Annotated in this window: 23 protein-coding genes; 15 read left to right on the top strand and 8 right to left on the bottom strand. The window is 73.3% G+C overall.

The window, feature by feature from the left end; genetic code table 11:
• The first annotated feature begins 14 nt into the window (after positions 1 to 14).
• On the top strand, positions 15 to 176 hold the full coding sequence (locus ACFO9I_RS13360) for a hypothetical protein (protein ID WP_379181586.1): 162 nt from the start codon (positions 15 to 17) through the stop codon (positions 174 to 176).
• Positions 177 to 195: 19 nt separating this feature from the next.
• On the opposite strand, the gene ACFO9I_RS13355 is transcribed toward ACFO9I_RS13360, so the two are convergent.
• A complete protein-coding gene (locus ACFO9I_RS13355) occupies positions 196 to 738 on the bottom strand; it encodes a GrpB family protein (protein WP_379181584.1) in 543 nt (180 codons plus the stop codon).
• A 78-nt stretch (positions 739 to 816) separates the two neighbouring features.
• On the opposite strand from ACFO9I_RS13355, the gene ACFO9I_RS13350 reads away from it, so the two are divergent.
• Positions 817 to 1155, top strand: a complete 339-nt coding sequence (locus ACFO9I_RS13350; RefSeq protein ID WP_379181582.1) for a hypothetical protein — start codon at positions 817 to 819, stop codon at positions 1153 to 1155.
• On the opposite strand, the gene ACFO9I_RS13345 is transcribed toward ACFO9I_RS13350, so the two are convergent.
• Together ACFO9I_RS13345 and ACFO9I_RS13340 are read right to left on the bottom strand one after the other, a co-directional pair.
• Positions 1147 to 1662 carry a GNAT family N-acetyltransferase gene (locus tag ACFO9I_RS13345; RefSeq protein ID WP_379181581.1) on the bottom strand — a complete coding sequence of 172 codons (516 nt, stop codon included), beginning with the start codon at positions 1660 to 1662 and terminating at the stop codon, positions 1147 to 1149. The two genes, ACFO9I_RS13350 and ACFO9I_RS13345, sit on opposite strands and share 9 nt — an antisense overlap.
• Positions 1663 to 1724: 62 nt before the next feature.
• Positions 1725 to 2090: a YidH family protein gene (locus ACFO9I_RS13340; protein ID WP_379181579.1), complete on the bottom strand. Its 366-nt coding sequence runs from the start codon at positions 2088 to 2090 to the stop codon at positions 1725 to 1727.
• A 101-nt stretch (positions 2091 to 2191) separates the two neighbouring features.
• On the opposite strand from ACFO9I_RS13340, the gene ACFO9I_RS13335 reads away from it, so the two are divergent.
• Positions 2192 to 2944 (top strand): DUF4118 domain-containing protein, encoded by a 753-nt coding sequence (locus ACFO9I_RS13335; RefSeq protein WP_379181577.1) that lies wholly within the window; start codon positions 2192 to 2194, stop codon positions 2942 to 2944.
• An 18-nt stretch (positions 2945 to 2962) separates the two neighbouring features.
• On the opposite strand, the gene ACFO9I_RS13330 is transcribed toward ACFO9I_RS13335, so the two are convergent.
• Complete coding sequence (locus tag ACFO9I_RS13330) at positions 2963 to 3505, bottom strand: hypothetical protein (protein ID WP_379181576.1); 543 nt, start codon at positions 3503 to 3505, stop codon at positions 2963 to 2965.
• 55 nt (positions 3506 to 3560) lie between these two features.
• On the opposite strand from ACFO9I_RS13330, the gene ACFO9I_RS13325 reads away from it, so the two are divergent.
• Entirely contained in the window at positions 3561 to 4364 is an 804-nt protein-coding gene (locus tag ACFO9I_RS13325; RefSeq protein ID WP_379181574.1) for a thioesterase family protein, read from the top strand.
• A 258-nt stretch (positions 4365 to 4622) separates the two neighbouring features.
• Here ACFO9I_RS13325 and ACFO9I_RS13320 read toward each other — a convergent pair whose 3' ends face one another.
• Complete coding sequence (locus tag ACFO9I_RS13320) at positions 4623 to 5717, bottom strand: hypothetical protein (protein ID WP_379181572.1); 1095 nt, start codon at positions 5715 to 5717, stop codon at positions 4623 to 4625.
• Positions 5718 to 5755: 38 nt separating this feature from the next.
• Between ACFO9I_RS13320 and ACFO9I_RS13315 the strand changes: the two genes are divergently transcribed.
• The 7 genes from ACFO9I_RS13315 to ACFO9I_RS13285 all read left to right on the top strand — a co-directional run bounded on the left by ACFO9I_RS13315 (position 5756) and on the right by ACFO9I_RS13285 (position 12152).
• On the top strand, positions 5756 to 6139 hold the full coding sequence (locus tag ACFO9I_RS13315; protein WP_379181570.1) for a (deoxy)nucleoside triphosphate pyrophosphohydrolase: 384 nt from the start codon (positions 5756 to 5758) through the stop codon (positions 6137 to 6139).
• 235 nt (positions 6140 to 6374) lie between these two features.
• Positions 6375 to 7928 (top strand): DUF222 domain-containing protein, encoded by a 1554-nt coding sequence (locus ACFO9I_RS13310; RefSeq protein ID WP_379181569.1) that lies wholly within the window; start codon positions 6375 to 6377, stop codon positions 7926 to 7928.
• Between the two features lie 142 nt (positions 7929 to 8070).
• Positions 8071 to 8826 (top strand): aminoglycoside adenylyltransferase domain-containing protein, encoded by a 756-nt coding sequence (locus tag ACFO9I_RS13305; protein WP_379181567.1) that lies wholly within the window; start codon positions 8071 to 8073, stop codon positions 8824 to 8826.
• A gap of 31 nt (positions 8827 to 8857) precedes the next feature.
• On the top strand, positions 8858 to 9148 hold the full coding sequence (locus ACFO9I_RS13300) for a hypothetical protein (RefSeq protein ID WP_379181565.1): 291 nt from the start codon (positions 8858 to 8860) through the stop codon (positions 9146 to 9148).
• Between the two features lie 9 nt (positions 9149 to 9157).
• Positions 9158 to 10057: an N-acetyl-1-D-myo-inositol-2-amino-2-deoxy-alpha-D-glucopyranoside deacetylase gene (gene mshB, locus ACFO9I_RS13295; protein WP_379181563.1), complete on the top strand. Its 900-nt coding sequence runs from the start codon at positions 9158 to 9160 to the stop codon at positions 10055 to 10057.
• Positions 10057 to 10452: a hypothetical protein gene (locus ACFO9I_RS13290; RefSeq protein ID WP_379181561.1), complete on the top strand. Its 396-nt coding sequence runs from the start codon at positions 10057 to 10059 to the stop codon at positions 10450 to 10452. Before mshB ends, ACFO9I_RS13290 begins: the two co-directional genes overlap by 1 nt.
• On the top strand, positions 10449 to 12152 hold the full coding sequence (locus ACFO9I_RS13285) for a VanW family protein (protein ID WP_379181559.1): 1704 nt from the start codon (positions 10449 to 10451) through the stop codon (positions 12150 to 12152). Before ACFO9I_RS13290 ends, ACFO9I_RS13285 begins: the two co-directional genes overlap by 4 nt.
• Position 12153: 1 nt before the next feature.
• Here ACFO9I_RS13285 and ACFO9I_RS13280 read toward each other — a convergent pair whose 3' ends face one another.
• Together ACFO9I_RS13280 and aspS are read right to left on the bottom strand one after the other, a co-directional pair.
• Positions 12154 to 13284, bottom strand: a complete 1131-nt coding sequence (locus ACFO9I_RS13280; RefSeq protein ID WP_379181557.1) for a sulfite oxidase — start codon at positions 13282 to 13284, stop codon at positions 12154 to 12156.
• Between the two features lie 141 nt (positions 13285 to 13425).
• On the bottom strand, positions 13426 to 14721 hold the full coding sequence (gene aspS, locus ACFO9I_RS13275) for an aspartate--tRNA(Asn) ligase (protein ID WP_379181555.1): 1296 nt from the start codon (positions 14719 to 14721) through the stop codon (positions 13426 to 13428).
• Positions 14722 to 14969: 248 nt separating this feature from the next.
• Between aspS and ACFO9I_RS13270 the strand changes: the two genes are divergently transcribed.
• Together ACFO9I_RS13270 and ACFO9I_RS13265 are read left to right on the top strand one after the other, a co-directional pair.
• Complete coding sequence (locus ACFO9I_RS13270) at positions 14970 to 15971, top strand: DUF389 domain-containing protein (protein ID WP_379181553.1); 1002 nt, start codon at positions 14970 to 14972, stop codon at positions 15969 to 15971.
• Positions 15968 to 16342 carry a hypothetical protein gene (locus ACFO9I_RS13265; protein ID WP_379181552.1) on the top strand — a complete coding sequence of 125 codons (375 nt, stop codon included), beginning with the start codon at positions 15968 to 15970 and terminating at the stop codon, positions 16340 to 16342. Before ACFO9I_RS13270 ends, ACFO9I_RS13265 begins: the two co-directional genes overlap by 4 nt.
• Positions 16343 to 16375: 33 nt before the next feature.
• On the opposite strand, the gene ACFO9I_RS13260 is transcribed toward ACFO9I_RS13265, so the two are convergent.
• Complete coding sequence (locus ACFO9I_RS13260) at positions 16376 to 17323, bottom strand: GNAT family N-acetyltransferase (protein WP_379181550.1); 948 nt, start codon at positions 17321 to 17323, stop codon at positions 16376 to 16378.
• 66 nt (positions 17324 to 17389) lie between these two features.
• Here ACFO9I_RS13260 and fdxA point away from each other — a divergent pair, with 66 nt between their 5' ends.
• Both fdxA and dapC read left to right on the top strand, forming a co-directional pair.
• Entirely contained in the window at positions 17390 to 17716 is a 327-nt protein-coding gene (gene fdxA, locus ACFO9I_RS13255; RefSeq protein WP_379181548.1) for a ferredoxin, read from the top strand.
• Positions 17713 to 18873, top strand: coding sequence for a succinyldiaminopimelate transaminase (dapC, locus tag ACFO9I_RS13250; protein ID WP_379181724.1), 1161 nt, complete (start codon positions 17713 to 17715; stop codon positions 18871 to 18873). Before fdxA ends, dapC begins: the two co-directional genes overlap by 4 nt.
• Positions 18874 to 18907 lie beyond the last annotated feature (34 nt).

Here is an 18907-nt window from a genome sequence, read left to right as displayed (position 1 = left end):
GGAGGGAGACGGCCGTGAACTGGAGACGCTGGACGCTGTGCATCGTGGCCCCGGGTGGGCACAAGTGGACGAACCTGCCGTACTCGCAGGGGGAGGACACCGGGTTCTTCCAGCGGTGCCTGCGGTGCGGGCACGAGAACCACTCGGGCGCGTCGGTGCGTCCGACCGCCCTCTGACCCCGGCTCCGCGGGCGGCTCAGGCCGTCGGGTTGTGCCCGGCGACCTGGTCGAGCTCGTCGGGGGAGAGACCCGCTGCGGCCAGGATCTGCTGAAGGACGGCGTTCTTGCCCGCGACGTACGCCTCCATGTCCGGCAGGTCCCGCGCGGCCAGTCCGGCCTTGACGTCGGCGTACGCCTGGCGCAGCGACGGGTCCGCCCGCAGCACGTCGCGGACGAGCAGGTGGTTGCGCAGCGCCACGCAGCCGTCGACGCACACGTAGACGTGGCGGGCGGTGCCGTCGTCCGGAGCGCGGAACGCGTGCCGCCCCTCGACGCCCTTCTCGCCCTCGTAGGCGTAGCCCGCGCCTGCTACCGCGTCGAGCGCGGCCGGCAGCGCCTCCTCGGGGACCACGACGTCGACGTCGATCACCGGCTTCGCCGGGAGGCCGGGTACGGCGGTGCTGCCGACGTGCTCGACGGCCAGCACGTCCACGCCGTCCAGCGCGGCCAGCAGGTCGGCCCGGATGCGTTCGAAGTCCGCCGCCCAGCGGGGGTCGTAGTCGGTCACTGTCACGTGCACGCGCACATCATCCCGCGCGGGGCCCGGTCGCGCCCGTGGGACCTCCCCAAGGTCTCGCGTGCGGACTATCGTCGGCCCATGACGCGCGTCGTGTGCCTCGCCCTGGCCGTCGCCGCGGGCGTGTGCGCCGCGCTCCTGCTGGCCTCGGCACCGACGGTGAGCTACGCGGGGCAGACCGGGACTTGCGAGGCGCTGCTCGTCAGCGCCGAGAACGACGACGTCGCCAACCCGCGTCCGCACCCGTCGAACGCCGTCGAGGCCGCTCACCAGCGGGCGTGCGACGCCAAGCAGCGCGAGTGGTCGGCGCTGGCGGGGCTCGCCGCACTCGTGTGCGTCACCGCGGGGTCGGTGGCCCTCCTGTCCCGCGGTGGGGCGTCGGGTGGCCGGGGCGCCCGATGGAGCCCCGTGTCAGCGTGACGGGGGCAGCGGCTTGCTCATGAACAGCTCGTCCCGGCCGTCGCGCACGTGCTCCCGCTCCCCGGTGAAGTCGTACCCGAGTCGGACGTACGCCCGCCGGCCGCGGGGGTTGTCCTCCATCACCCCGAGCCCGATCGTGGTCGCCCCTGCGGCCCGCGCCACGGACTCGCAGGCGTGGGCGAGGGCCTCGACGACACCGGTGCCCCGTGCGGCCGGGGCGATCCACATGCCCATGATCGACCAGCCGTCGTCGAGCTCGTAGGCGCCGGCCATGCCGACGTCGACGCCGTCCAGGGCGGCGAGGAAGGTGGCGGGGCGCCTGGCCCGTCGGCGCCACTCCGCCTCGTCGAACGACTCCTCCCTGACGAGGTTCGAGCCGAACATCTCGGGTGACTCGGCCAGCGCCGCCAGCCGCACGTCACGCAGGCGTTGCCAGTCGTCGGGCTCGGCCCGGGTCAGGACGACCACCTCGGACCGGCCCTCGGCAGGAGCGACGGGAGACGTCATGGCCGGCAGTGTGCCGGAGGCGGACGCCCTCGGGAAACGCGTTTTCTCCGCACCCGCCGATGTCAGCTGGGGCTGATCGCGAGCGCCACGGCCAGCAGCACGGCCACCACCACGATCGCGACCGTCACCCACAGGCCGAGGCCGAACGACGGCAGCGGCGCCCGCAGCCGCATCGCCCGCTCGACCCGTGCCCAGCGCAGGTAGGACAGCGCCGACATCACGCCGGCGAACAGGACGAGCACGACGACGACCGCCGTGCGCAGCAGCTCCGAGCCGGGCACGCCCAGCGTGTGCAGGGCGACGGCTCCCGCGAGCACGGCCAGGGCGGTGCGCACCCAGGCGAGGAAGGTGCGCTCGTTGGCGAGGCTGAACCTCGGGTCGGGCTCGTCGCCCGCGTCGTACACCCAGTGGGGACGGCGTTCGGTCATGCCGACATCGTGCCGCACTCCGTCGCGCACGGGAGCCAACCACGTGGATGACGGTGCTTCACTGGATGGCGGGGCCCTTCTCGTGACAGGAGCGCGGGCGCATGGACGACGGTGACCAGAGGTCGTTCGGGGAGCGGTGGCAGGTGCCTGCGCGCGTCCTGGCCGTGGCACTCCCGTTCGTGACCTGCGCGGTGCTCTCGACCGTCCGGGACAGCATCACCGCCGCCACCGCGGTCCTGCTCCTGGTGCTGTGGGTGGTCGCGGCGGCCGCCACCGGCGACCGGGTCGCCGGGCTGCTCGCAGCCGTCTCCGGTGGCATCTGGTTCGACTTCTTCCTGACCGCGCCCTACCACCGGCTCACGATCTCCGACTCCGACGACGCCGAGGCCACCGTCCTGCTGGTGCTGATCGGCCTGGCCGTCACGGAGATCGCGCTGTGGGGCCACCGGCAGCAGGCGCGGGCCGCGCGCCGTTCCGGCTACCTCGACGGCGTCCTCGGGGCCGCGAGGCTCGTGTCCGAGGGGGACATGCCTGCGTCGGCGCTGGTCGAGGTGGTCGCCCGCGAGATCACCGACGTGCTGGGCGCCGACGAGTGCCGGTACGTCGGTGGGCGGGTCTGCGACGCGCGCGTCGCCGTCCTCGACCACGACGGGGTGGTCAGCCGGGGCGAGCACCCGGTGGACGTCGACCGCGTCGGGCTGCCGTCGAACGAGTACGTCGCCATCCCGGTGCGCCGCGGGTCGCAGGTCGTCGGCCACTTCCTGGTGACCGCCACCTCGCGCGTCGCCTACCCGTCCCACGAGCAGCGCCGGGTCGCGGTGCTCCTCGCGGACCAGGTGGCGGCCGCCGGTTGAGTCGGCCGGTCCGCGGTCTCAGCAGTGCTTCGTGAGCTGCACGACCGTGTCGTTCCTCAGGGTGCCGCTGTCGCCGGCGGACTCGTAGGCGAGCTGGAAGCTGCCGACCTCGTTGGGGAGGGCGGCGAGGTCGGGGTGGATCCGCACCACCACGCGGTAGGTCTTGCCGGCCTCGAGCGAGGCGTCGTCGATCGGCATCCGGTGGGCCCAGTCGAGCCCCTTGCGGTAGACGGCGGAGCTCCAGAGGGCGAGGTTGCCGGAGGCGTGCTCGGCCTCCACGACCCAGGCCTGCGCGACCCGGTCGGCGCCCGAGTCCGGTCCGAAGTCCACGACGGTGGCGTCGGCGTCGGCGTGGATCCGCATGCCCGTCCACGCGAAGTCGCCGTCCTTCGCGGTCACCGGCAGGCAGAGGGTGAACTGGCCCCCGTCGTCCTTCGTCCGCAGGGCCGCACCGCTGGACGACGGGGTGGGCCATGCCTCAGCGGAGTCGTCGTCGGTGCTGCAGGCGCCCAGCGCTGCAAGGGAGATCGTCAGGGTCGCTGCCAGCAGGCGGGGTCGCATGGCTCATCCCTGCCCTGCGGTCGGTCGCGGCAAACCGCGGCCCTAGGGTCAGGGCATGGGTCATGAGTTCGACAGCCACATCGAGGTCACCCGGCAGTCCGAGGGCGAGTTCTCCGCCGACCTGGCGCCCGGGTGGGTCGTCGGGGGCGGGGTGAACGGCGGCTACCTGCTCGCCGTCATCGGGAACGCCCTGCGGGCCAGCCTCCCCGGAAAGCCGGACCCGATCGCGGTCAGCGCCTACTACCTCTCGGCGTCGGTGCCCGGCCCGGCGACGGTGAGCGTCGACGTACGCCGTGACGGCGGCAGCGTCGCGACCGCGGCCGCCGACCTGCGCCAGGGCGACGACGCGCGGATCACGGCGCTCGCGACGTACGGCGACCTCGGCCGGCTCGGCGACGACGTGCGGACCACGGCGGAGGAGCCGGTGATGCCGCCGCCGGACCGGTGCGTGCCGAACTCGATGGCGCCGGAGGACGTACGCCGCGCAGCGCCGCTGCTGGAGCGCTTCGACATGCGATTCCACCCCGAGCACGTCGGCTGGGCGGTGGGGCAGCCGAGCGGCAACGGCGTGCTGAGCGCGTGGTTCCGGCTGGCCGACGGCCGCGAGCCGGACCCGATCTCGCTGCTGATGGTGGTCGACGCGCTGCCGCCGGTCACGTTCGACCTCGGCATGCCCGGCTGGGCGCCCACCCTCGAGCTGACCGCGCACGTGCGCGCCAATCCGGCCCCGGGCTGGCTCAAGGTGCGGCACGCGACCCGCAACATGGCCGGCGGCATGTTCGAGGAGGACTGCGAGGTCTGGGACTCCACCGGACGCCTGGTCGCCCAGAGCCGGCAGCTCGCCCGCCAGCCGCGCTGATCGAGCTGCGTCACACCCGCACCTGATTCGGGCGGACGGTCGCGTGTCGGGAAATTGTTCGTTCATGCACCAATGAGTGAGTCCCGGGGCGCGAAAGCGCCCCGGGACAAGCCCTGCGGGTGCGCTGCTCCCGCGAGGCCAAAGCTCCACCTGAACTGAAGAGTCCGGACCGCCTGTCCCACTTCAGGGCATGCGATCTCAGAAGCCCGGTAGCAGGCGCCACCCGAACGGGTGGCGCCTTCGCCAATTCAGGACGATTCAGGCGAGTCGTGAGCGGCGCATCGCGAAGACCCAGCGCCGGCGCGGGTGCTCGGTGACCGACCAGAGCAGGTCCGTCGAGGGCCAGTAGGCGATGTCCTCGGGGCCCATCGGGGTCGCGAACCGCCGCCGCCGGAACGCGCCCGGGCGCCCGACGTACACCGAACCCGGCTTCCGGGTGCCGTGCGAGACCGTGAGGAAGTAGTCGCCCCGCGCCACCGTCGCGCCCTGGGTCCCGCCCACGCCGCGCTCGTCGAGGTCCAGCGGCCGCGACCGGCCGTCCTCGCCGTCGACCAGCAGCATGCTCGACGGGTCCAGCGCGAAGCGCGCCAGCCGGCGGGTCTGCCCGCCGCGGCCGTACTCACCCACCACCAGCTCCGGCGGGGTCGCCCCACGATCCAGCGATAGGCACGAGTAGCGCAGCCTCTCGTGCCCCTCCTCGGCCCCCGCGCGGTAGGCGAAGCGCACCGGCAGCAGGTAGCGGTAGCCGTACGACGACACGCGGTCGCCGTCCACGCCGATCCGCGACTCGTCACCAGCGAGCTCGTCCGGGACGCGCAGGAGGTCGTCGAGCCGGCAGGTGACGAAGCCGCGCGCGGTGGCCGCGACGTGGAGCCGCTGCCCGGCCCACACGATGCCGCCCGCGTGCACGCGCAGCGGCTCGAACGACACCGAGCCGTCGGCGGCAGTCACCGGCGTCACCAGCAGCACGTGCCGGTAGCGCCGGCTGTCCAGGTCGATGAACGAGATCCGCGAGCCCTGGTTGTCCTGGCCCCCGGCCGCCTTGGCGTACCAGCTGACCGCCACGACCCGCCGGCCATCGATCTCCTCGGTGTCGGTCGCGTCCGCGGACGTCGAGATGCCCTGCGGCCACCACTGCGGCGTACGCCGGTCCGCCGCGTCCCACGTGAACGCCTGGCGGGCCGCGAGGCCGGGCGCGAACCCGCGCCTGCCCCGGCGGTCCAGGTCGTCCAGCACGGCATCGAGCCCGGCGCGACCGCCGAGCAGGCGCGCCAGGGCGTCGATCTCGTCGGCGTTCTCGTCCGTGCGGGCGAGGTGCACGCCGTACGTCGAGCTCTCCGTGGCCTCGGGCATGTCCCCGAGGCTACGGGTGGCTTCGCTACGGTCGCGCCATGATCAGCGTGGTGGGTGCCGCCCTCGTGCGCGACGGGCGGGTGCTCGCCGCGCGGCGTACGCGTCCCGCCGCCACCGCCGGCCGGTGGGAGTTCCCCGGCGGCAAGGTCGAGGACGGGGAGTCGCCGGACGCCGCTCTCGTGCGGGAGATCCGCGAGGAGCTGGGCTGCTCGGTCGAGGTCTCGCACTGGCTGTCCGGGGCGGTGCCGATCGGAGAGCGGCACGAGCTGACCGTGGCGGTCGTGCGCCTGGTCTCCGGGGAGCCGGTGCCGCACGAGCACGACCTGGTGCGGTGGCTATCCGCGGCGGAGCTCGGGGACGTGGACTGGCTGGAGCCGGATCGCCCGTTCCTCGATGAGCTTGCGGTGCTGCTCGGCGGCTGAGCGTCGTTCCTGGCTTCGGCGCGAGTCCGCTCTGGTTTCGGCTGCCTACCGGGCTGCGGCTTGTCCCGGGTCGAGCTTCTTGGCTGGCTACGGGGAGGGTCCGCTCGCACGCGGCCTCGCTCCCGACCTGCGGCTCCGCCGCTGTTCCGGCCGACCCGGTTCGGGCGCCTCTCGAGCCTGTCCACAGACTCGAAACTTTACTCGAATATGGTGTTGACTTGTCGTAGAATGAGGCATGGCAGTCAACCCGACCCCGATGACGCACCCACTGGTGCGCGGTGCCGGCGAGCTGGCTGCCCTGGTCACCGACCTGGCCGGGTTCGACCCCGGCTACCTCGACCCGGCCGAGAAGGAGACCGCCCTGGCCACGCTCGGTCGGGTCGTCGACCAGCTGGCGGCGCTGTACGGCCGGGTGCTGGCCAACGCCGACGACGTGGTGACCGACACCGGGGACCGCAACGTCGCCGCCTGGGCCGAGCGGACCCAGCACGCCGACTACCCGACGGTCGCCCGCCAGACCCGGCTGGGCGAGGCCCTGGACCGGCGGTGGCCGCGACTGCAGGCCGCCTGCCTCGACGGCCGGGTCAACCAGGCCCAGGCGCACGTGATCGTCAAGGCGCCGGACGGGCTGCCGGACCGGCTCGGCCCCGAGCTGACGGCCCAGGCCGAGGCCCACCTGGTCGACCAGGCCGCCCACTTCAGCCCCCGGGAACTGAGACGGCTGGGCGAGCACCTGCTGGCGGTGCTGGCCCCTGAGATCGCCGACGCCGAGGAGCAGCGCCGGCTCGAGGCCGAGGAACGCGCCGCCCGGCGCACCACCCGGCTGACCATGCGGGTCCGCGGCGACGGGTCCACCGACATTCAGATCCGGGTCCCCGACCACGTCGCCTCCCGGCTCAGGGTCTACCTCGAGGCCCTCGCCGCACCACGACGTCAGGAGCACCGCACCGGTGACAGCGAGGTGGAGCGGCTGCCCTACCCGCGCCGGTTGGGGGAGGCGTTCTGCGCGCTGCTCGAACGACTCCCCGCCCGGGTGCTGCCGCAGCACGGCGGCACCGCCACCACGGTGATGGTGACCATCGACCTCGCCCAGCTCACGAGCGGGCTCGGGGCCGCGGGCCTGGCCACCGGCGACCGGATCATCGCCGCCGCCGAGGCCCGCTTCTCACATCCTCACAACGCCCGGAGGCGGAACTCGAACGTCTCGGCGGAGGTGTCCGGAAGCGGCCGGGCCGGGGCGGCGGAGCGTAAAAGCGAGGCGTGGCGCCGATGGCGACCGCTGCCCCCCGCGACGCCGTCGGCGACACGGCGAGCCAAGCGAGCCGCCGCGCGCCCGGGCGAGGCCGGGGACCCCCCCACGGAGGCCGTCGAGCCGAGCCAGGCGGCCCGGCCACCGCCGGTCAGCAGCACCACCACCGCGCCCACGACCCACGCTTCGGCACCGACCGGCTCCCCAACGGCGACGTCAGGTTCACCCGACGCAGGTAGGCCGACCGCCGACCATCGCCTACGAAGAGGCAAGGGCCCGCAGCGGCGGCCCGCCCTACCTGCGCGCCCGGCGACGCGCTTCGCCGGCCGGGGCATACTGGCAGCACCGAACGCGGGGAGGACGACCATGGTCGACGAGTCAGGTCCGGAGGCGACGCCCCCAGAGCCGAATCCGTACGCGAAGCTGCCGCCGGCCATCCCGCTGGAGCGGATGGTCGCCACGCACGAGACCGGGGAGGCGCCCGACCCCGAGGGTGGGCGCGACACCGACAAGGACTTCCTCCTGCGCTACTTCGCCTGACGCCGCCGCGTCCTGCCGCGGACCGCGGCCGCCGGCGGTTGCGGTGATCGTCTTGCCACGGTGCCCGGGGCCGGGCAGAGTGCCCGCGGTGCCCACCGTGATCGTCTTGCCACGGTGCCCGGGGCCGGGCAGAGTGCCCGCGGTGCCCACCGTGTTCGAACGCCTGGCTGCCCATCTCGACGCCCACGACCCGGGTGGCGTCCTCGGTCTCTACCTCTACGGCTCCTCGGTGGCAGGTGGCCTGAGGCCGGACAGCGACCTCGACCTCCTCCTCGTCACCGAGCGTCCACTCGGTCACGACGAGCGCGCAGGACTGCTCGACCTGCTGCTGCAGTTCTCCGGCCGGCGCGCGACCGTGGAGCCGGGCCGTCCCGTCGAGCTGACCTCGGTCGTCCGCGACGACCTGGACCCCTGGACCTATCCACCTCGGTGCGACTTCCTCTACGGCGAGTGGCTCCGCGCGGTGTTCGTGGCCGGTCGCGTGCCCGAGCCACACGCCCGCGCCGACCTCGCCGTACTGCTCACGACCCTCGCACAGCACGCCCAGGTCCTGCGCGGCCCGAGCCCGGGCGACCTGCTGCCGGCAGTCCCGGTCGGCGACCTGTGTCGCGCCCTGCACGACAGCCTGCCGTCGTTGCTGGACAACCTGGCCGGCGACGAGCGCAACGTCCTGCTCACCCTGGCCCGCATGGTCGTGACGCTGGAGTCCGGTGAGATCGTCTCGAAGGACGAGGCGGCCCGTCGGATCCGAGACGGGCTCCCGGAGGAGCACCACGCGGTCCTGTCCCTCGCGGCGGCCGGCTACGTCGGCGAGCGCGAGGACGACTGGACCCTCCACCAGGCCGCGTCCCGGGCGACCGCCGCGCACCTGGCCGAGCGGATCCGGCCCTCGCGTTGAGCTCGTCGGCGTGTCGGGGAGACTGTTCCCCGTGCGCGGCATCTTCTTCGACGAGGACGACGCCCGGGCGGTGCAGGCCCGGCTGACCGGCGACGGCTACGACGCGACCCTGGTGCGCGAGCGGCTGGCGGGGGAGGACGACGACGAGGACCACCCCTGGGCGATCCTCACCGACGCCCCCTCGATCGTGCTCGAGCTGCTCGTCGACGAGTACGACGGGTGGCTCGACGAGGACGACGCCGACCAGCCCGACCGGCACCCGCCCGTGGCGCCACCGCTGGACCTCCCCGCCGCGCCCAGACGGGTCAAGCGCGCCGACTAGGCTCGGACCATGACCGCGGACCACCGTCTCCTGCTCGTGCACGCCCACCCCGACGACGAGTCGATCAACCAGGGCGCCACCATGGCGAAGTACGTCGCCGAGGGCCGCGACGTCACCCTGGTGACCTGCACCGCCGGTGAGCTCGGCGAGATCCTGGTCCCCGAGCTGGAGCACCTGAGCCCCGAGGAGCTGGCCGAGCACCGCCGCGGCGAGCTCGAGGACGCGATGAAGGCGCTCGGTGTCACCGACCACCGCTTCCTCGGCGGCTTCGGCACCTATCGCGACTCCGGCATGAAGTGGCACGAGGACGGGCACGCGGTCGCCGCCGACGACGTCCACGAGAACGCCTTCTGGCACGCCGACCTCACTGCGGCCGCCGACCACCTCGTCGAGATCATCCGCGAGGTCCGCCCGCAGGTGCTGGTCACCTACGACCAGTTCGGCGGCTACGGCCACCCCGACCACATCCAGGCCCACCGGGTCGCGATGTACGGCGCCCAGCTCGCCGCGGTGCCGTCGTACCGCAAGGAGCTGGGCGAGGCCTGGGACATCGCCAAGATCTACTGGGGCGCCATGTCCGAGCGCCGGATGCGCGAGGGCCTGCGCAAGCTGCGCGAGGCCGGCGACCACACCAGCTTCGAAGGCATGGACCCCGACGGCGACCTGCCGTTCTTCGTCGTCAAGGACGAGGACCTCACCGCGGCCGTCGACGGCCAGGACCACATCGAGAGGAAGATGGACGCACTGCGCGCCCACGCCACCCAGATCACCACCGACGGGCCGTTCTTCGCGCTCTCCAACAACGTCGGCAGCACCGCCTGGGGCATCGAGTACTTCCGCATCGCCAAGGGCCGACCCGGCCCGGTCGGCGAGGACGGCCTCGAGACGGACCTCTTCGCCGGACTCTGATGCGCACGCTCGGCCGGGTCGCGGTCGCCCTCGGGCTGCTCCTGCTCGGCGTCGGCACCGGCATCGCCTCCGTCGCGGTGCACGAGCTCTCGTGGGGCCTGCCCTTGGTCGTGGCGACCACCGCCGTCACCCTGGTGGCGCTGCCGCCGGGCTGGTGGCTGCGGCTGCCCTTCGCGCTCGGCTGGACGGGGCTGGTCGGCCTGCTGGTCGATCCGCGGCCCGAGGGTGACTACGTGATCAGCTCCGACTGGCGCGGCTACACGCTGGTGGGCCTGGCCCTGCTGGTCCTCGTCGTCGGCATCGCGACGCTGCCCCGGCCCGCCCGCGGGACCCGTCCGGCACCGGCGCGTGCGCCCGGGACCGCCGCACCCGCCTCCCTAGACTCGGCGCCGTGAGCGAACGGGAGAAGGCCGGCGGACGCGTCGTCCTGGTGGTCGTCCTCGTGCTCGCCCTGCTCGGCGGAGGCGGGTACGCCGCGGCGTACGTCGCCGCCGGGGACGAGATCGCGCGCGGCACCACGATCGCCGGGGTCGACGTGGGCGGGCGCACCGAGGCCGAGGCCGCCGCGCTGCTCCGCCGCGAGCTCGGGCCCCGCGAGGACGCCCCCATCACGCTGGTCGTCGACGGCCGGTCGCGGAGCATCACGCCGGCCGACGCCGGCCTGGCCGTCGACCACGACGCGTCGGTCGCGCAGGCGGTCGGCGCGCGGAGCTGGCGCCCGGGCCACCTGTGGGACCACTACACCGGCGGCCAGGACCTCGAGCCCGTCCTCACCGTCGACGAGTCGAGGCTGGCCGGCCTGGTGACCCGGCTCGACCGTGCCGTCGGCACCCCCGCCACCGACGGCGCCATCGAGCTGCGACCCGGTCGGATCCGGGTCACCCGGCCCGAGGTGGGGGAGCGCCTCGACTCCGACGAGGTCCGCGCGGCGCTCGAGTCGGCGTACCTCGAGGACGACCCCACCGCCGAGGTGAGCCTCCACGACCAGCAGCCCGACATCGACGCGGGCGACGTGCAGGAGGCGATGGACGCCTTCGCCAACCCGGCGATGTCGGGGTCGGTGCGGCTGGTCTTCGGCAAGACGCCGGTGCGGCTGCAGCCGCGCCAGTTCGCGCCGGCGCTGGCGCTGCAGCCCCGGGACGGCGAGCTGGTGCCCGAGCTCGACGAGAAGGCGCTGGCCGACCTCGTCGGCGACGCGATCGGCGAGGACGGGGCCCCGGAGGACGCAACCGTCGCGCTGGTCGGCGGCCGCCCCCGGGTCGTGCCCGCCAAGCCCGGCGTGACCTACGACCAGGCCGACGTCAACGACGCCTTCCTCACCCTGGTCACCCGCGAGCACGGCGAGCGCTCCATGAAGGTCAGGGCGACCGTCGCCGAGCCCGACTTCACCACCCGGGACGCCAGGAAGCTCGAGATCCGCGAGAAGGTCTCGAGCTTCACGACGTACTACCCCTACGCGGAGTACCGGAACACCAACATCGGCCGCGCCGCCGAGATCGTCGACGGCACGGTGCTCGAGCCGGGGGAGACGTTCTCCCTCAACGACACCGTCGGCGAGCGCACCCGCGAGAACGGCTTCACCGAGGGCTTCATCATCAGCGACGGGATCTTCAAGGAGGACCTCGGCGGCGGCGTCTCGCAGATGGCGACCACCCTGTTCAACGCGATGTTCTTCGCCGGGCTCGAGGACGTCGAGCACAAGCCGCACTCGTTCTACATCGACCGCTACCCGGTCGGCCGGGAGGCGACCGTGGCGTGGGGCTCGGTCGACCTGCGCTTCCGCAACGACACGCCGTACGGCGTGCTGATCGACGCCCGCGTCACCCCGAGCACCCCGTCCAGCCAGGGCGTGGTGACCGTGTCCATGTGGTCCACGAAGTACTGGGACATCACCTCCAGCACCTCCGACCGCTACCGGTTCGTGCCGCCGGAGACCCGCACGCTCAAGACCGACGACTGCTACCCGAACACCGGGTACGACGGCTTCGACGTCGACGTCACGCGGCACTTCCGCAAGCACGGCGAGTCCGCGCTCGACCACGACGAGGTGTTCCACACCCGCTACATCCCGTCGGACACGGTCATCTGCAAGTGAGCTAGGCGGTCGTGCCCCCGAGGGTGCGCTCCAGCGCACGCTCACCCGCACGACCGCTGCCGGCGGCCACGGTGACCGGGTGGTGCACCGCCGCGGTGAACAGGTAGCCGTCGTCGTTCGGCAGCGCGAGCTCCGGCTGGGTGCGCCCCAGGCTGTCGGTCGCGCGGGTCACCAGCACGTGCTCGCCCGGCGTGGCCGGCGTCCAGGGGTGCTCCCACTCGACCCAGCTGGACGGCTCGTTGGTGCCGGTCAGCGAGGCCTCGTCCCAGGTCTCGCCGCCGTCGGTGCTGACCTCGACCATCCGCACGGTCGCCTCGCCCGACCAGGCGCGGCCGCGGAGCACGGTGAGTCGGCCGGCCTCGAGCGCGCCGGTGACGTCGATGACGCTCTTGGGTGGCATCCGGTCCAGGACGGCGGCGTCGCCGGACCAGCCCGGGCCGTGCATGCGGTACCACCTGGTGTTCCAGGGGGAGTCGACGACCGTGGTCGTGACCCGCAGCTCGCCGAGCCACTTGATGCTCGCGATGCCGACCCAGCCGGGGACGACGAGCCGGACCGGGAAGCCGTGGTCGGGCGGCAGTGGCTCGCCGTTCATCTCCCAGGCGACGAGCACGTCGTCGAGGGCCTTGCCGATCGGCAGCGGGCGCCGGACCCGACCCCAGTCGACGCCGTCCTCGACGAACGGCGCGTCGAGACCCACGGGCATGACCTGCACGGCCTCGGGCCGCAGGCCGGCGTGGCGCAGCACGGTCGACAGCGGGACGCCCGTCCAGCGGGCGACGCCGATCGCGCCGAGGTCCCACTGGGTGCCGGGGCGGAACGAGCCCTGCTGGGCGTCGAAGAGCCGGCGCCCGTTGCCGGTGCACTCCAGTGCACGCTCGTAGGTCGTGGTCGGGAGCTGCTGCAGGTCGGCCAGCGAGTAGGCCCGCTCGCTCAGCAGGCCGTCGCCGGTCACCAGCAGCCGCCAGGTGGCGACGTCGATCTGCGGGGGCTCGGTGTGGTTGCGGACGAAGAACCGGTCGTTCGGGGTCAGGTGCGGGACGTCGGCGTCCCAGCGGGTCTCGACGTCGGTGCCGTGGTGGATGAACCAGTCGCCGTGGTCGACGGGTCGTCCGGATGAGTCACGCAGCATGCTGTAACCATACAAAGAAACTGGAGTTAGGCGCATTGACGCGCCGTTCGGTCGCCTCCAGCATGCGTCACGCCGGGCGCGACGTCATGCGAATCGTGGGCTACGACCCCCAATTCGCATGACGTCCCGGTCCGGGCCGGCTCAGGGCGCCAGGCGGTTGAGGTCGCGCGGGAAGAGCGTCACCTCGCGGATGTTCGCCGCCTCCACCAGCCGGGCGGTCCAGCGCTCCAGGCCGATCGCGAAGCCACCGTGCGGCGGCATGCCGTGCTCGAACGCCTGGAGGTACGCCGCGTACGCCGCCGGGTCCTCGCCGCGCCCGCGGATCGCGGCGTCGTACGCCGAGGGCCGGTGCAGGCGCTGCCCGCCGGTGACCAGCTCCAGCCCGCGGAAGAGCAGGTCGAAGCTGTTGGACCAGCGGCCCTCCTCGCCCGCGACGACCTCACCGGTCCACGGGTGGGTGTAGAACGGCCGCTTGGTCATCGGGTAGCCCTCGACCGCCACGAAGTCGCTGCCGTGCTCCTCGCGCGCCCAGGCGCCCAGCGCCCGCTCGTGCTCGGGGGCGAGGTCCGGCTCGTCGGCGGGGGCGCCGACCATCTTCAGCGCGTCCCGGAAGTGCACGACCGGGATCTCCTCGGGCACCGCCGGCACGGCCGCGCCGGAGAGCGCGAGCGCGGCGGGGGCGTGCTCGTGGATCGCGCCGACCATGCCGGCCAGCACCTCGCGCAGCACCCGCAGCACGTCGCGGTGGTCCTCGACGAAGCCGAGCTCGACGTCCAGCGAGACGTACTCCGCCAGGTGCCGGACGGTGTCGTGCGGCTCGGCCCGGAAGACCGGCCCGACCTCGTAGACCCGCTCGAAGACGCCCACCATCTGCTGCTTGTAGAACTGCGGGCTCTGGGCGAGGTACGCCGGTCGGCCGAAGTAGTCGACCTCGAAGACGTTCGCGCCGGACTCGGTCGCCGAGGCCACGAACTTGGGTGTGTGGATCTCGGTGAACCCCGAGCGGTCCAGGGTCTCGCGGAAGCCGCGCAGCGAAGCCGCGGCGAGCTCCCACTTCACCTTCTGGGCCGGGTGCCGCCAGGTGACGGGGGCGTGGTCGAGCAGGGTGGGCAGCGAGGCGTTCATGGCCGGACGCCACAGCTCGACCGGCGGGGTGGCGGCGGGCTCGGTCAGCGCGGTGATGACCGGGTCGGTCACCTCGATGCCGCCGGGCGCCTGCGGGTTGGCGGTCGCCGTCCCCACCACCTCGACGGTCGTCTCCTCGGGCGGGACCACCACGTCGGGGGACTTCACCACGACCTGGGCCAGGCCGGTGCGGTCACGCACGACGAGGAAGGTCAGGGCCGCGAGCTCGCGGCGCCGGTGGACCCAGCCCTGCAGCCGGACGGTCTGTCCGGGCGTGGCGTGGGGGAGCTCTGTGCAGAGCGTGCGTTGCATGTCGTTCACCTCCAGCAGCTACGGGAGCCCTGGAGGTGTGGGCGGGGGCAAGGTCGCGGTGCCACCACACCTTCGCCAGCGAGCTGCTGGCCTCTCGTCGGTACGCCGATCCGCGCGGGCCGTGCTTCCCTGCCGAACAGGGGGAGGGTCGTCAGTCCTCGCACGCGCCGGTCAAATCCTAGGGCGCCGGGGCGCGTCGGCAAAGTCGGTTCGGGCCGCGGATGTGGATCCGCCGTACGCTGTCCGCCGTGCTCGTCCACTTCCGGCTCACCGTGCCCGGCGACCTCTCGAAGCCGGTCCAGCGGCTGCTGCTCGACGCGGAGTGCGTCACCAACGTCACCGTCCAGGCGGGGGCGTCCCTCCAGCCCGAGGGTGACCTGGTCGAGGCGGACGTCGCCCGGGAGCAGGCGGGGATGCTGCTGCACGACCTCAACGAGCTCGGGCTCGACGAGCGCGGCGGAATCCTGATCAGCACGCCCGCGGGCACGCCGTTCGCGGAGGCCTCCCGGCTCGAGTCGCTCGCACCCGGCCACCCGGACGACGCGGTGATCTGGGAGCAGGTCGAGGCCGAGGCCGACGACGGCGCCCAGCCCACGGTGTCGTACGTCGTCTTCCTGGTGCTCGCGGTGATCCTCGCCGCCATCGCGGTCATCACCGACTCCGCGATCCTGGTCGTCGGGGCGATGGTCGTCGGCCCGGAGTTCAGCGCGATCGCGGCGGCGTGCGTGGGGATCGTCTTCGCCCGGTGGGGCCTGGTGTGGCGGAGCCTGCGCCTGCTGGTGCTCAGCTTCGCGTTCGCGGTGGCGGTCGTCGCGGTCCTGGCCTGGCTGGTCAGCCTGACCGGTGCGCTGGACTCGGAGATGGTCACCCGCCCGCGGCCGAACACCGGGTTCATCTGGCACCCCGACATGTGGTCGTTCGTGGTGGCGCTGGTCGCCGGCGCTGCCGGCGTGCTCGCCCTGGCGATCCAGAAGACGGCCACCATGGTCGGTGTCTTCATCAGCGTGACCACGGTCCCGGCCGCGGGCAACCTCGCCCTCGGGCTGGCGCTGTGGGAGCGCGGGGAGATCCTCGGGTCGCTGGAGCAGCTCGGCGCCAACGTCGCGGGCATGCTGCTGTCCGGGGTGCTCGTGCTCGCGTTCATGCGCGGCTGCTGGACCTGGGTGACGGTGCAGGCCGAGCGGGTGTTCGGCCAGCGCCAGCCGCGGGGTGCCCTCGACCCACGGCGCCACGAGGACTCGGCGCGGTGAGGCCGGCGCCCGACAGCCTGCCGCGGGTTCTCTTCGACCTGGACGGGACGCTGCTCGGGGACGTGCGGGAGCTCGACGACCGGCAGGCGGACGAGGCGTTCCTGGCCTACCTGTCGGCGTACGAGGCCAGCTGGCGCCCCTTCGACGACGTCCGGCCGACGTTCGACTGGCTGTGCGAGGCGGGCGTGGAGCACGCGATCCTGTCCAACGGTGACCGCGACCAGCAGCTCGCCAAGGTCGCGGCCCTGGGCCTGGCGTGCTGGCTCAACCGGGGTGGGGCGCCGTCACCGTTCGACTCCAGGGAGCCGGTCGTCGAGATCGGTGGCCTGCGCGAGCTGCAGCACCTGCTGACCGGAGGCCGGGCCGTCTGACAGCGACCCCTCCGCGTTTGTACGAACGTTTGTTCAAAAGCCGAGGGTGCCCTCGCTGACGCCGTCCGCCGGTGCAGCGAGGTAGCGACAGGTGTGGTGCGGCCGGAAGCCCAGCCGCTCGTAGAGCGTGAGCGCCGGGGCGTTGTCCACCTCGACGTGCAGCCACGCCGTCGTGGCGCCGTGCTCCGCCCCCCACTCGAGCAGCGCCGCGACCACGGCCGTGCCCAGCCCTCGGCGGCGGTGCGGCTCCGCGACCGTGAGCGAGTGCAGCCCCAGCCAGTCGCCGTCGAGTGTGGCCCGGCCGGAGGCGACCTCGCCCAGCTCGGCCAGCACCTGGTCGCCCTCCTCGGTCATCGCCGCGTCGGGATGCCCGGCGCCGGCCACGGTTCCCGCAGCGCGCAGCGTCCGGGAGAGCGAGCCGATCAGGAAGTCCGCGTCCCCGCCCGGCACCGGCTGCCAGCCGAGCCCGGTGAGCCCCTCCTCGACCTCGGACCCGCGCTCGACCTGCGCCAGCACCTGCCGGTCCCGGGCCCCGTAGAAGGCGCGGACCCGGTAGGCGGCCTCGGCCAGGCCCACCCCGGGGTCGCCGATCGCCAGGCATGAGTTGGCCCGCTTGCGCAGCCGGCCGACCGGTGCGGGGTCGCTGCGCAGCACCCACTCGCCGAGCGGCTCGGTCTCCAGGTGCGGCCACAGGTCGACGGTGTGCTGCTCGGCCGCCCGGGTGCTGACCCGGTGCCGGACCGAGGGGCGGGGCGGCACCGGCTTGCCGGACACGATGTCGGAGAGCCGGATCTCCACCGGGTCGCCGGACTCGGGTGCGATCACACACCTGCCCTCGCCCCACGCCGTGCAGATCCCGAGCAGGTCGGTCATCGCCGGACCGCCCGACGGGCCGGTCTCACCGGGCAGGACCCGGCGTACGACGACCCGTTGGCCGACGACGTGGGGGCCCAAGCGGTGGGCTTCCGAGGCTGGCGGCACGACGGGATACTAGGCTGTCCCACGTCCGAACAGTTGTGCTGTCCCGTGCTCCCTCAGGAGGATCTGGTGACCTACGTCATCGCCCAGCCGTGCGTCGATCTCAAGGACCGGGCGTGCGTCGACGAATGTCCCGTCGACTGCATCTACGAGGGCAAGCGGATGCTCTACATCCACCCCGACGAGTGCGTCGACTGCGGCGCCTGCGAGCCGGTCTGCCCGGTCGAGGCGATCTTCTACGAGGACGACACCCCGGAGGAGTGGAAGGAGTACTACACGGCCAACGTGGGCTTCTTCGACGACCTCGGCTCGCCCGGTGGCGCAGCCAAGATGGGTGAGATCGACAAGGACCACCCGTTCGTCGCGGCCCTGCCGCCGCAGAACCAGGACCACTGAGCCCTCACGCGGTCCGGGAGCAGGTCTCGCGCCGGCTCCCGGACTTCCCCTGGGACCACCTCACGGCCCACGCCGCCACGGCGCGGGCCCACCCTGGTGGCATCGTCGACCTCTCGGTCGGCACCCCCGTCGACCCGACGCCCGTGGTCGTGCAGCGCGCTCTCTGCGCCGCCGCGGACTCGCCCGGCTACCCGACGACGATCGGGCGGGTCGAGACGAGGCAGGCCGTCCTGGACTGGCTCTCGCGCCGGCACGGCGTGGCCGGCCCGGACGAGGGCGGCCTGGGCCTGGACGGCGTGCTGCCCGTGGTCGGCTCCAAGGAGCTGATCGCCTCCCTCGCGCTGCACCTGGGCATCGGCCCCGGTGACCTGGTCGCCTACCCCGAGCTGGCCTATCCGACCTACGAGGTCGGCGCCGCGCTCGCCGGCGCGCGGGCGGTCGCGTCCGACTCGCTGACGTCGTTCGGCCCGGAGGTCCCGGCCCTGCTGTGGCTGAACTCCCCGTCGAACCCCACCGGCCGGGTGCTGCCCGTCGACCACCTCAAGAAGGTCGTCGACTGGTGCCGTCAGCGCGGCACGATCCTGGTCTCCGACGAGTGCTACATCGAGTGCGCGTGGGACGCTGGTGCCGACGGGAGGGGGCCTGTGTCCGTGCTGCACCCGTCCGTGTGCGGCGGCTCCTACGACGGCATCCTCACCGTCCACTCGCTCTCGAAGCGGTCGAACCTCGCCGGCTACCGGTGCGCGTTCGTGGCCGGTGACCCCGCGCTGGTCGGCGAGCTGCTCGCCGTGCGCAAGAACCTCGGGCTGCAGATGCCCGCGCCCCAGCAGGCGGCGATGGTCGCGGCCCTGGGCGACGACGAGCACGTGCTCGAGCAGCACGCCCGGTACGCCGCCCGGCGGGCCAAGCTCCGCGAGGCGCTGGAGTCCGCGGGCTTCCGGGTCGACCACTCCGAGGCCTCGCTCTACCTGTGGGCCAGCCGGCAGGTCGAGGGCCGTGACGAGGACTGCTGGGACACCGTCTCCTGGCTCGCCGGCCGGGGTATCCTCGCCGCCCCCGGCGCGTTCTACGGCCGCGCCGGCGCCCGCCACGTCCGGGTCGCCTTCACCGCCACCGACGAGCGCATCGACGCCGCCGTCTCCCGCCTCACCTCCTGACCCGGACCGCGAGCACCGTCGGGAGTGCCCGCGG

It is taken from the genome of Nocardioides sp. GCM10023255, assembly GCF_042653125.1.
Lineage (GTDB): Bacteria > Actinomycetota > Actinomycetes > Propionibacteriales > Nocardioidaceae > Nocardioides.
The sequence above is the reverse complement of the archived record's forward strand: the minus strand, read 5'-3'. Positions and strand labels throughout refer to the sequence as shown.

Bases quoted from the DNA above. Each gene is read 5' to 3' on its own strand.
- ACFO9I_RS13350 (WP_379181582.1), top strand. From the start codon at position 817: ATGACGCGCGTCGTGTGCCTCGCCCTGGCCGTCGCCGCGGGCGTGTGC.
- ACFO9I_RS13345 (WP_379181581.1), bottom strand. From the start codon at position 1,662: ATGACGTCTCCCGTCGCTCCTGCCGAGGGCCGGTCCGAGGTGGTCGTC.
- ACFO9I_RS13340 (WP_379181579.1), bottom strand. From the start codon at position 2,090: ATGACCGAACGCCGTCCCCACTGGGTGTACGACGCGGGCGACGAGCCC.
- ACFO9I_RS13335 (WP_379181577.1), top strand. From the start codon at position 2,192: ATGGACGACGGTGACCAGAGGTCGTTCGGGGAGCGGTGGCAGGTGCCT.
- ACFO9I_RS13330 (WP_379181576.1), bottom strand. From the start codon at position 3,505: ATGCGACCCCGCCTGCTGGCAGCGACCCTGACGATCTCCCTTGCAGCG.
- ACFO9I_RS13325 (WP_379181574.1), top strand. From the start codon at position 3,561: ATGGGTCATGAGTTCGACAGCCACATCGAGGTCACCCGGCAGTCCGAG.
- ACFO9I_RS13320 (WP_379181572.1), bottom strand. From the start codon at position 5,717: ATGCCCGAGGCCACGGAGAGCTCGACGTACGGCGTGCACCTCGCCCGC.
- ACFO9I_RS13315 (WP_379181570.1), top strand. From the start codon at position 5,756: ATGATCAGCGTGGTGGGTGCCGCCCTCGTGCGCGACGGGCGGGTGCTC.
- ACFO9I_RS13310 (WP_379181569.1), top strand. From the start codon at position 6,375: ATGGCAGTCAACCCGACCCCGATGACGCACCCACTGGTGCGCGGTGCC.
- mshB (WP_379181563.1), top strand. From the start codon at position 9,158: ATGACCGCGGACCACCGTCTCCTGCTCGTGCACGCCCACCCCGACGAC.
- ACFO9I_RS13290 (WP_379181561.1), top strand. From the start codon at position 10,057: ATGCGCACGCTCGGCCGGGTCGCGGTCGCCCTCGGGCTGCTCCTGCTC.
- ACFO9I_RS13280 (WP_379181557.1), bottom strand. From the start codon at position 13,284: ATGCTGCGTGACTCATCCGGACGACCCGTCGACCACGGCGACTGGTTC.
- aspS (WP_379181555.1), bottom strand. From the start codon at position 14,721: ATGCAACGCACGCTCTGCACAGAGCTCCCCCACGCCACGCCCGGACAG.